3 protein-coding genes are annotated in these 12884 nt (G+C 53.8%); all 3 read left to right on the top strand.

Translation table 11 applies throughout. The annotated features are described in order from the left end of the window. Nucleotides 1-1064: 1064 nt before the first annotated feature. The 3 genes from Q1B21_RS22105 to Q1B21_RS22095 all read left to right on the top strand — a co-directional run bounded on the left by Q1B21_RS22105 (nt 1065) and on the right by Q1B21_RS22095 (nt 12698). Complete coding sequence (locus Q1B21_RS22105) at nt 1065-11246, top strand: DUF4214 domain-containing protein (RefSeq protein ID WP_299893220.1); 10182 nt, start codon at nt 1065-1067, stop codon at nt 11244-11246. Between the two features lie 381 nt (nt 11247-11627). Then, complete coding sequence (locus tag Q1B21_RS22100) at nt 11628-11879, top strand: hypothetical protein (RefSeq protein ID WP_299893218.1); 252 nt, start codon at nt 11628-11630, stop codon at nt 11877-11879. Nucleotides 11880-11903: 24 nt separating this feature from the next. After that, a complete protein-coding gene (locus tag Q1B21_RS22095) occupies nt 11904-12698 on the top strand; it encodes a type IV secretory system conjugative DNA transfer family protein (RefSeq protein WP_299893216.1) in 795 nt (264 codons plus the stop codon). Nucleotides 12699-12884: the final 186 nt, after the last annotated feature.

The following is a 12884-nucleotide window of genomic DNA, read 5'->3' as shown; positions in this document are numbered from 1 at the left end:
CCAAAGGTCTTCCTCTCCGCCATCGCGCTCGCGGCTACAGTCCTATTCTGGCTGTAAATCAATGAGTCTGGAGCCTAACTTGCGGGCAATGTGTCCTGTGGATAAGCTTCGCCGCGCTAAGACGTGAATAGGGCAGGTGGCCCTATAATTCTATAGCGACAGGAATGGGTAGCCACTTTTCGATGACCTGTGGATATCCGGAAAATAGAGGCGCAGAATCCTGAGAATCTGCATCGAACTCGTCTGCGTCCAGGAATTAAGGGTACCGTGACACCGTCTAAAAACTTAATGTTACTTCGACTTGATTTCATGAGCGGTCTGTGCAGCTAATAGCGTGTGGAGCTTCATCAGTGGTTGCAGGTGGTAAGTTTTGCGTTGCGGGAGAAGTCGCTGCGAATTCATGGTGATAGCCTTTACCTCACGGAAAGATTGCTTTGCGTTTGGGTTTTTGGGGTCGTGGACCAGAAAGTCGTTGCGTTCTTCCTTAACTTGTAGAAGAAAAGTTTCTGGATCGAATGAGATGTAATCATCGGATTAAAGAGTGTGAAACGAAACAGCGTAAGTCAGTTTGGTTGCTTCTTAAAACACAACTCGAAATCTGGCGAGATACCATATCGGAAAAATAGAATGTTAGAATATCTTTCTTTGGTTTGATTTGAGTCGTTCGAAATACGATGTAGTGAATTAAATCCAGTGACTTAATGACCGGATTTCTGTGGGTAAGCGTGAAAATGTACAAAAAGCTTTTGAATAAGAGGCCGATAATTACAATTGTGGCAACATTAGCGTCGTACATCATGATAAGTGAATTTAATAAAATTGTACTTTCGCATTTGGATGGCTATCAAGATGATTTAACTTGGGCGCTTAGATTCATTTGGTTTGTGTGGGTTGCTTTTTCTGGTTACCATATCGGAATTTACGTAATTAGGAATAGGTAAACTTGGAGAAAATTAATACTTGGGGGATTTGTCGTGGGGAATGGTGGTAAACTAAAGGGTGGAATTAAGTCAGATTTCGCCCCATCTTTAGACATCTATAATTTTGGAAACGAGTTTATTGGTGTGGGTTTGAGCGGCGGCCGCACACCGCTTGGAAATCCAGACAACATAGACAACATCAAGCTAGGTTTTTCAATTGGGTATGGCCCGGGTATTTCTGTATCCGAGGAGTACTCTTACTCAGCTGACGGCAAAGAAAAAGTCGTAACCACCATCTCAGGTGCCTTTGTGGCCAAGGGGTCTATTACAATTACTACGGTCGATGGAGTCACGACATATGGCGGATCATTTGGCCTAGGTATAATTGCAGGCGCGAAGCTTGATTTCCCCGGTGCACCGATTGGCGCGATCTATGAAGGTGGCCTAGTAGCAGAATACAATGACGGACAGTCATTTCTAGGGGTTCGTGGGTCTGGGGAAATCGCGAATGGTATCACTGAAACAAATGTCGAAGTGCATCTAGGATTGGCCAGTGGCTTCACGCTCAACAGTGTACAAACATCTGAGCAATTGCGAGCTTTGGCAGAAATTCATAAGCAAGATGTTTCGGATAACAGTGGAATAGCTTTAGATGCAGTTGAATTTCGCCAAAAATCCGAAACGATTGATCGCCAGTATGATCCAAGAGGAATTGGTCAGTGGGCTTCAGCTGTAACTGTTTCGGAGCCATACGACGATGCGCTTCTTGGTCTAACAGATATTCAGATTGTTAGCGGGACGCTTCCAGCGCCGTCTTTACCTCAACCCGCTCCAGGAGTTCCATCCTATCTGGCTTGGTCTGGCCATAACATTCCAATGCACTTGGACATGGGAACGCTCGCACCTCAGCTAACAATTCCTGTATCCTATGCGCCCACATCTTCAATTCGGCCTATGGCTCGTCCCTCACGTCTTGATTCGATCGAAATCGCGCAGAAAATCCACGATTTAAGATATGCAACAGATCCGACGTATCGTGACGAGTATGATAATTTAAGTCCGAGCAGACAATACGATGCCCGTATTGGTCGGGAGTATACAAGCTCTGGAGAACCAATTGCTAAATCAAATCACAGGAACACTGATGGCACGCACGGTGGTATCGACCCTGACGGCAATTCTGGCGGCGGAGGCGGGCCCTCTTCAGGCGGAGGCAATTCGGGCCGGAGCGGGCATAACTCCGGAACGGGCCTAAGCGGCGAGGACCGCCCGATCATCCTAGACCTGGACGGGGATGGTGTTCAGATCACCGAGTTGTCGAACTCGACGGTGTTTGTGGACAGCTCTGGCGATGGGCTCCAGAACCTGACGGCCTGGGCTGCGGCTGGCAATGGTGTTTTGTTTTACGACGCGGACGGGGATGGGGTGATCTCTGAGACGCGGGAGTATGTCTTTACCGAGTGGGATCCAACAGCGACCAGCGATATTGAAGCCTTGCGGTCGGTGTTTGACACCAATGGCGACGGTGTATTTGACGCCAATGACGACGCCTGGTCTGACTTCAAGGTTCTGGTGACACAACCCGACGGCTCACTGGTGGCGATGACCCTGGATGAGCTGGGGATCACCTCGATTGACCTGACCGCGGATGCAACCAATATCGAACTGCCCGATGGCTCGGTCATCACTGGCACGACAACGTTTACCTGGTCCGATGGCAGCACGGGCACGGTGGCGGATACAATGCTGGTCTCGGAAACGGCAAGCTATCGCATTGAAGAGACCGAAACCATAGCGGACACCGGTATCCGCACCCATGTGCAAACGGGGTACGCAGCAGACGGAACCATTGCCTTTGCGATCACCTCGGTGACCACGGCAGACGGGACCTCGATCACCAACAGCTATGACAATAATGGCGATGGGGTCGTGGATCGCATGCAAACCATCGATACAGTGACCAACCCGGATGGCAGCAAAAGCGAGACGGTCACCAACAAGGCGGGCTCCGATTTTACGACCGGCATTCTGGTCAGCGAGACAAAGACAACCACCAGCGCTGATGGCAACACGGTCACGATCGAGCGGGATTCCACTGGTGGCGGCTGGTACGACCAGGTTGAAGTGCGCACCACCCATGCTGATGACAGCATGACCATTGTCACAACAGATATCGGTCCGGATGGCAGCGTGAACCGCAGCTCGACGGAAACGGTTTCTGCCGACGGGCTGACACGTACGGATGCGATTGATGAGGATGGCGACGGCGTGGTGGATCTGACCATCACCCATAGCATCGTGATCAACGCAGATGGCAGCCGCTCGGAAACGATTGAGTATTTCAACGAAGACGGATCTCTGCGCAGCTCAGTGACGGAAAGCGTCTCGGCTGATGGCCGGACCAAGACCATCGCGCGCGATGTGGATGGCGATGGGGCGATTGATACGCAGGAAGAGCTGAGCATTGCAGTCAATGCGGATGGGTCAACCCATTCAACCCAGACCGTCAAGAATGGTGATGGCAGTTTGCGCAGCACCAGTACCCATACCCAATCTGACGATGCGCTGATCAAATCCTCGGCGGTGGATCAGGATGGCGACGGGGATGTTGATCTCACCACAGTTGAGGCGACGGTGATCAATGTTGATGACAGCCGGGAAACGACGACGACGCAGACCAATGCTGATGGGTCTGTACGCAGTCAGGTGAAGGTGACGCTGGGCAGTGACCAGGTCAGCTCGGAGACGTGGATTGACCACAATCAGGACGGGACGTTCCAGGCGACGGATTTGAGCCGGAGCGTGACGGTAGATGGGACAACCGGAGAACGGACCACCACCAGCTGGACCCGCAATGCCGACGGCACTTACAGCGCAAAGTCTGTTTCGGTGTCGAGTGAAGACGGGCTTGTGGTCAACACGAGCGTCGATGCGGATGGCGACGGTGATACGGATCTTTCAATCTCGGATGTGACGGTTGAGAATGCGGATGGCACTTCAACACGCACCATCACAGAGACCGCCCAGGATGGATCGCCAATCAGCGAGCAGGTGATCACCACCAGCGCAGACGGGCTGACGGTGACCACCGTATCCGACATTGATGGGGATGGCGCTGCAGATGGCAAATCTGTCTCGACCCAGCTCTCGAATGCGGATGGCAGCACGCTCAGCACCGTAACAAGCTACGCGGGCGATCAAACGACGCTGCTGGGGCAGACAACTGTTTCTCAAAGCGCCGATCGGCGCGACACGGTCACGTCCAGCGACAGCAACGGGGATGGCGCGGTAGATACCGTTGTACACTCGGTCAAACACGCTGATGGCAGTAGGACCGCGCTCGAAACCAATTTGAACGCAGATGGGTCGACACGCTCCACGCAGCAGAGTGATGTCAGCGCGGATGGTCTGACGGTAACGGTAGCGAGTGATCTGGATGGGGACGGCGACACGGATGCCACTTCCACGCAGACCACTGTTCTGAACGCGGATGGCGGGCGCACAACGACCGGCATAATGCGCAACGGGGATAACAGCCTGCGCAGCCAATCTGTCACCACCGTCAGCGATGATGGTCTGGTGACCACAACAACCGCGGATACGGATGGGGATGGAACGTTTGAGCGGGAAACCGTTTCGACAACCGAACTGCTGGGTGATGGCTCGAAGAAGATAACTGTCGACACAAAGTCCAGTGACGGCTCTCTGCTGACCCGGACGGAAACCTCTGTCAGTGATGATGGTCTGATCACAGAAACCCGTGCGGACAGTGATGGTGATCTGTCAGCAGATATCGTGACGACCAGCGTCACGGTGTTGAACGATGATGGCAGTACAACTGTGACCACAACAGTCACGGATGTTACGGGTCCGGTTGATGAGCTTCGCACACAGGTGGTCACAACAACCAGCGACAATGGGCGCGACGTGCTGGAGACCACGGATCAGGACGGCGATGGGGTCGTGGATAGCAGCGTTCACCAGGTGATTGGCGATGATGGTGTGGTGACCGTCACGGAAACCGCGCCGAACAATGACGGTTCCACCCAGAGCCAGATGGTGTCGGTGACCAGCGCAGATGGTCTGGTGACGTCAACTCGCTATGACGCAGACGGCAATGGTGTCTTTGAGCGCGACATGACCGCGACAGCCACGCTGAACGCGGATGGCTCGACAACCCGTGTGATAACGGAGCGTGCTGAAGATGGCAGCGTTTATAGCAGCTCGGTGGTAGAGACCTCGGCTGATGGCCAGACGACAACCACGCGGGAAGACTGGGACAATGATGGCGATGACGATCTCACCAGAGTCCATACAATTGATCTGAGTGCGTCCGGGGTCGAGACGACCACGGTCACGCAAACGGCAGCAGATGGCTCAACGCTGAGTACCAGCACAACCGTGACCAGCGCGGATGGGCGTACTGTTAGGCAGATGGTGGACGCTGATGGCAATGGCGTCGACGATGCGGTGATGACAACAACGCGCGCCGATGACGGCACCCGTACGCGTGTGGATCAGTATTTTGATGACGCAGGTACTTTGATCGCCGCAAACTCTGCAACGGTGAGCGATGACGGCCTGATCACCACAACCCGCACGGACCGGGATGGGGATGGCACTGATGAATTGGTTGTTACGTCCGCCACAGTGCTGGCGACAGATGGCAGCCAAAACACGACACACAGCTACGCAGATGGCAGCGGTACGCTGCTTGCTCAAACAACCGCCACAGCAAGCGATGATGGTCTGAGCACCAGCTGGAGCGCAGATTATGACGGCGATGGCACCAACGAGTTCGTCACCACCGGCACGACTGTACTCGAAGGTGATGGCGATGTGGTGCAAAGCACCACTACTCTTGACGGTACAGGTGCAACGATTGGAACCGTCACGACAACCACATCCGGAAATGGTCTGAGTTCATCCACTGCGATCGACATAGATGGGGATGGCACAACAGACCGCACCAGTGATCTCCTAACCCAGGCCAATGGCGCCTGGACGCAATCAGATCAGCAGTTCGGGCCTGGCTCTGCCTTGGTACAAGACGTCACAGTCACACAGTCTGCGGACGGTCGGACATATACCAGACAGGTGGATGAAGATGGCGACGGCACTGCGGATCGGGATCTGCGTGTCCAGGAAGATCTGGATCGCAACACGACATCGACGTGGCGTGATCTGAGCTCCTCCTCAACGGCTACATCCATCATCACCGGTGTTGAAAGCGCAAATGGGTTTGAGACAGACTACACCTTTGATCTGAACGGGGACGGTCAGGCCGAGATAACACACGAAGCTGATATCCGTTTTGACGCAGCGGGTGCGCGCATCACTGAAATCAAAGAAACACACGGGCAACGGACCAGTTTCCGGGAAACAGTTGTTTCTTCCTTTGATGGGCTGACGCAAACAGTTCGAACCGATGTGGATGGCGACGGAGACATTGATGTCACACAAATCTCCACCACCACTTTGCATGAGGATGGCACCCAGACGCGCGTTGTAGATGCGACCTACGCAGATGGAAGCACCAAATCGGCTTTGACTGAAACGATAAGTACTGACGGGCGCACAACCACAGTGGTGCGCGACTATGACGGTGACGGCATAGATGACGTGGAAGTAACGTCGATAACCGCGTCTGATGGCAGTTTCCGACAGGTCGAAGACGCCTTTGACGCCCAGGGAGATTTGCAGAACACAAGAACAACAACCGTTTCGGCAGACGGCCTCCTGACAACAATAGTCACCGATGAAACCAGCTTGACGATTGATCTGTCGCCGGTTGGCAATGGCAGTTACACCACCAGCTACACCAGCGATGACCTGAGCTATACGAGTGCGCATGTGGTGGATGGTGCCGGTGTCGAAACCTGGACTTTGACACAGACAGAGAATGGCACCACCTCAAGTTTTGAAGTTCGATTGAGCGCGGACATGAAGGGGCGGCTGATTGCCGAGGCTGAACGTTTGTATGACACGCTCTTCGACAGGGACATGGACCGCTCAGAGATTGAAACGCTGATTGCTCATGTCGAAAATGGCGAGCTGAACATTGCGAATTTCGCTGATGAATTGATGCTGTCAGATGAGTTCACCATGCGTTATTCCAGCATGACCGACGCGTCCTTTATTCAGCAGATCTACACAAATGCCTATGGGCGGGGTGCCAGTCTCAATGAATTTGCAACCGCGCTTTCAAGCCTGACCAATGGGTCGGTAAGCAGATCGGACTTTGCGGCACAAGTCTCAGAAAGCTCTGAACACATCGTTGTTGGCAATGGCCATATGTCGTCAAATAATTTTGATGTGTTTCTCAATCCCGCCAAGGCAGAGCGCAACACCGACAACGCATATGTCTCAGCTGTAGCGGTAGGCCTTGTTGCTGTTCTGTATAATAAAGAGCTGGCTGGGTTCAGCCATAAGCTGTTGGTGGCGCGCGCGCATGACGGAGAGGTCTCACTCGCTGGCCTCGCGTCACAGTTGGCGGCAGGAACGTCGGAGGTTGTGCCCGACTACACGATCGATTTGCCTGCCATGAGCAATACAGATTTTGTCACGCATGTTCTGCAAAATGCGTTTGGTGTGACCCCATCGGCGTCTGACGTTGCCTACTGGACTGGTATGCTTGCATCCGACGATATGACGCGCGGCGAATTTGCTTTGATGATTGCCCAAAGCGTTGATTACAAGGCTTCCGGCTCATTCTCATATCTGGCGTCGGCCAATGTTGACATCGGCGCGAACGATGATGTGAACGTTATCATCGGACAACAGGCGATTGACAGTGTAACGGGCGATGCCCGCAACAACATTCTCGACGGGTCCGGTGTTACACATGGGCTTGAGCTCTCCGGCGGGCACGGTGATGACACTTTGCGCGGTGGGAACGGCTCGGATTTTCTCTATGGAGGTGCCGGGGCGGATCATATCTATGGAAATGATGGGCATGACTACTTGTTCATCGACGCAGCGGATCTGGTCTCTGGAACCGTGAACGGTGGATGGGGATTTGACACTGTTAAGGTGTTGGATTCAATCGGTGTGTCTTTCGTGATGGTCGGTCACAGTGTTGAAGCTGTCTATGGCGGAAGTGGCAATGATGTTCTTCAGGGAACGGGTCATACCTATGGGATTTTCATCTCTGGCGGGGATGGCGATGATGTCGTCTTGGGCGGCAATGGAAACGACAACCTGTTCGGAGACGGCGGTGCTGACCATTTAGATGGCGGTATTGGCGATGATTATATGGTCGGCGGCAACGGCCATGATCACCTGAACGGCAATGCAGGCAGCGATCGTTTGTATGGCGGAGACGGTCAGGACAGATTGCTGGGTGGTGAGGGTGATGACTATCTGCTCGGTGGCCTTGGCGATGACAAGCTTTTTGGCGAAAACGGCAATGACGTAATCCGTGGGGGGAAGGGCGATGACGTCCTGATAGCGGTGAGCGGTCAGGATCTTCTGATAGCAGATGAAGGCTCGGACAAACTGTTTGGAGGTGACGGGAAGGACAGTCTTTTTGGCGGCGCAGAAGATGATTTCTTGCAAGGCAACGATAGTGAGGATGTGCTGGTTGGCGGCGGTGGCGACGACCGGCTCTTCGGGGGTAAGGGAGATGATCGTCTGCAAGGCGGTAAGGGAGATGACTTTCTCTCGGGTGGTGCGAGTGAAGATGTTTTTGTCTTCAACGCTTCAGGTCCGACTGGTGCTGACCGAATTCAAGACTTTGAAGATGGTAAGGATCTCCTGGAGTTCTCGAACATCACGTTTGACGACATTGACATCGTCCAGGTTGGTGCAGACACAGTGATCACCTGGGCCGGAGGCTCAGTTACTCTGGCGAACACCTCTGCTTCCGATGTCACTGAAGACGACTTCGCTTTTGCCGACCTGGTCCAACACGATGGGGTTGGTTTGCACATCGGTGCAGATGGGAAATATCTGATCGACGACAACGATACGGTTGTCGAAGTGTCCAATCAGGGCACGCAGGCAACGTTTGATCATTTTGTCGCATCGGGTTGGACTGCAAAACAAGTCGCTGCACAGGCAAGCGGCATCGGATATCTGATTTATTGGGAGCATGTTGATGGGTCGCAATCCATCTGGGAAGTTGATGCACAGGGTGCGAGCACTGCGGGTCAATTTAACGGCACAGCTGAGTTCGTCGGTTTTGAAACGGCGTTTGGCACTGACTTCAACGGTGATGGGGTCATTGGCCACACCTATACGGAGCGCGACGGCACAGGCGATGTAAAGCTGCTGACCGTAGATACGGACAATGATCACTACGCCGTTGAAAACGCCAGCGGAGAGATCATCCGGGTCACCTGGCTGGGATTGCCTGTAAGCGACAACACGCAGGGGGGCTGGACCGCGCTTCAGGCGGCGGCGCATCCCGATGGGGCGGGTTACTTGATCTATTGGGAGCTCCCTGATGGGTCGCAGACCATCTGGGAGCTCGATGCACAGGGTACCACGACTGCGGGTCACCACGGCGGCACACCAGCGTTCACCGGTTTTGAAACGGTCTTTGGCACTGACTTCGATGCGAACGGTGTCATTGGCCATACCTACACGGTGCGCGACGGGGCGGGTGACGTAAAACTGCTGACCGTTGATACAGATAGTGATTGCTACGCCATTGAAACCGCCAATGGTGAGATTATCCGGGTCACCTACCAAGGTTTGCCTGTAAGCGACAACACGCAGGGGGGCTGGACCGCGCTTCAGGCGGCGGCGCATCCCGATGGGGCGGGTTACTTGATCTATTGGGAGCTCCCTGATGGGTCGCAGACCATCTGGGAGCTCGATGCTCAGGGTACGACAACTGTGGGTCACCAAGGCGGCACACCTGAGTTCATCGGTTTTGAAACGGCGTTTGGCACTGACTTCGATGCGAGCGGTGTCATCGGCCATAGCTATACGGTGCGCGACGGGTCGGGTGATGTAAAGCTACTGACCGTTGATACGGATAGTGATTACTACGCCGTTGAAACCGCCAGTGGAGAGATCATCCGGGTCACCTGGCAAGGATTGCCTGTAAGCGATAACACGCATGGAGGCTGGACCGCGCTTCAGGTGGCGGCAAATCCCGATCGGGCGGGTTATTTGATCTATTGGGAGCACCCTGACGGGTCGCAGACCATCTGGGAGGTTGATGAGAACGGAACATCTCTTGGTGGGACTGGCATTGGCACGGCTGCATTCACAGGTTACGAAACGGCTTTCGGTGCTGACTTCAACGGCGATGGGGTCATTGGCCACAGCTATACCGAGCGCGACGTCACAGGCGATATCAAGCTGCTGACCGTTGATACGGATAGTGATTATTACGCCATTGAGGCCGCCAGCGGAGAGATCATCCGGGTCACCTGGCTGGGATTGCCTGTAAGCGACAACACGCAGGGGGGCTGGACCGCGCTTCAGGCGGCGGCGCATCCCGATGGGGCGGGTTACTTGATCTATTGGGAGCTCCCTGGTGGGTCGCAGACCATCTGGGAGCTCGATGCTCAGGGTACGACAACTGTGGGTCACCAAGGCGGCACACCTGAGTTCATAGGGTTTGAAACGGCCTTTGGCGCTGACTTCAACGGCGATGGAGTCATTGGCCACATCTATACGGAGCGCGACGGGGCCGGTGACGTAAAACTGCTGACCGTTGATACGGATAGTAATTTTTACGCCATTGAGGTCGCCAACGGAGAGACAATCCGGGTGACCTCGCAAAATGGGCCTGTGAATGACAGCACCCTGACCGGCTGGACCGCGCTTCAGGCGGAGGCACATCCAGATGGGGCGGGCTATCTGATTTATTGGGAACATGCCGATGGGTTGCAGGTCATTTGGGAGGTCGATGAACAAGGCGCCTATCTTATCGGTCACAATAGCAGCACATCTGCATTTGTTGGGTTTGAAACCGCCTTTGGAACGGATTTTGATGGTGATGGAACTGTTGGCCACGTCTATACAGAACGTGATGAAACCAGCGGTGTGAAGCTGCTGACTGTCGATACAGCTGATGATCGTCTCGCGATTGAAAGCGCAAGTGGTGACATCATTGACGTCACACACCTGGATAACTTCATTTTTGAGAGTAACTATGCAGGGCACACGGCTGAACACATTGCCGAGGATCCGATCGGAGATGGGTATCTGATCTATTGGACGAATGCCAACGGCACAGATGTCATCTGGGACGTAGGCGCTGACGGCCAATACCTGTTCGGCTACCAGGTAGACGCGTCCATTCTCACCAGTGTGGAAACCGCGTTCGGCGTTGATTTCAACGATGATGGGGTGTTGGGGTATGTGTGAAGTCGCCTAGAGATCTGAGGGAGGGGTTGGCTCCAACGTGGAGCAAATCTCTCCCTAAGATAGACGTGCAGAACTAGACTGTCCCCGCGAGGGATATGCGTCCTGCACACTCTTTGATTTTGAAGGTGATCAATTTCTAGCCCCCCATTCAACAGTAAGGAATCTCGTCGTTGAGGCGCTTACCCCTCACTTCGGTGTCTTTCTCATCGTCCACTCCCCAGCGGTCACAATGAGCCAGAAACACTCTCATAACAAATTGCCCTAATTAGGACCCATAAGTGCTGACGTCAAACAGTGGCCATATCGCAGGCATCCATGTCATCACTTCAGCCGATGTCGTGACTGCTAGTAATGCTACCGCCTTTCTAGATCAATGGAGTGATGCAACGCACCGTTCCAGTTCTCGGTTTTGGCTACCGCTGGTACGAAGATCCGGTTCCTTTTGGGATAAGTCAAAAAGATCGGCTATTCCATCAATATGTGATTGGGCAGACGGGTACCGGTAAATCTACGCTGCTTTCCAATCTTGCGTGGCAGGATGCACATGTTGGCAACGGCTTCTGCCTCATCGATCCACATGGTGATCTGGCCGAAAGCCTTCATGTAAAGCTGGGAATTGAGCACCACTACTGAGATGTTGCCGACCCAACCTGCCAATTGGGATACAATCCGCTTAAGCGTGTCTCAGAGCAGTATCGTCCGCTCATCGCATCCGGGGTCATCGAAACACTTAAGAAACAATGCCCGGATGCGTGGGGCGCACGTATGGAGCATGTGCTTCGATACGACATTCTCGCATTGTTAGAACAGCCAAAAGCTGATCTTCGGGATCTTTTGAAGCTCTTTGTGTATAAGGGGTTTCGGCGACAGGTGACCGAGAACGTTTCTGATCCCCAGGTGCACTTTTTCTGGAAACACGAATATCCGGCGATGAATTACCAATCCAGCGCGGACGGGGTCGCGCCGGTGGCCAACAAGATTGGGGCATTCCTTGCTCATCCAGAAGTCTGGACGGCCCTTTGTGAACCGCGTGAGCCGCTGCGGTTTCGATCTCTAATGGACAGCGGTGAAATCCTCATCGTCAATCTGGCTAAGGGACGTCTGGGCGCAGACATTTCCAATGTGATGGGGGGTCTGATCACCTCGAGTATCATGCAGGTTGCATTTACCCGTCACGGTTTGCCCGAAGTCGCTCGACGCCCGTATTTTCTATACGTCGACGAATTTCATAACCTGACCACTAAATCCTTCGCTGGGTTGCTTTCTGAGGCGCGCAAATACGGGCTCGGTCTTGTACTGGCCCATCAACATCTCTCGCAAACCGATCCGGCTGTGAGAGACGCAATCCTGGGCAATGTCGGGAGCATGGTTGTCTTCCGCCTGGGTGCAAATGATGCGCCAGTGTTCGAGCGACTGCTGTCGCCTTTTTCAGCGCAGGATTTACAGAACTAGCCAAACCATCGCGCAGCGATTTGGTTGATGCACAAAGGTGAGCGGCTAAATCCATTCTCAGCTTCAATGTATCCACCATATCGGCATTTCATATGAGCTGGCTGCTAGGCTAGGGTCAGGACCGATTGATTTCCGCCTTACAGCGTGATTCACGGTTCGAAAACGAGCGGTGAACATGTCTGATCT

The sequence above is a fragment of the uncultured Ruegeria sp. genome, from assembly GCF_947504215.1.
Taxonomy (GTDB): domain Bacteria; phylum Pseudomonadota; class Alphaproteobacteria; order Rhodobacterales; family Rhodobacteraceae; genus Ruegeria.
This window is presented reverse-complemented; position numbering and strand designations above follow the sequence as displayed.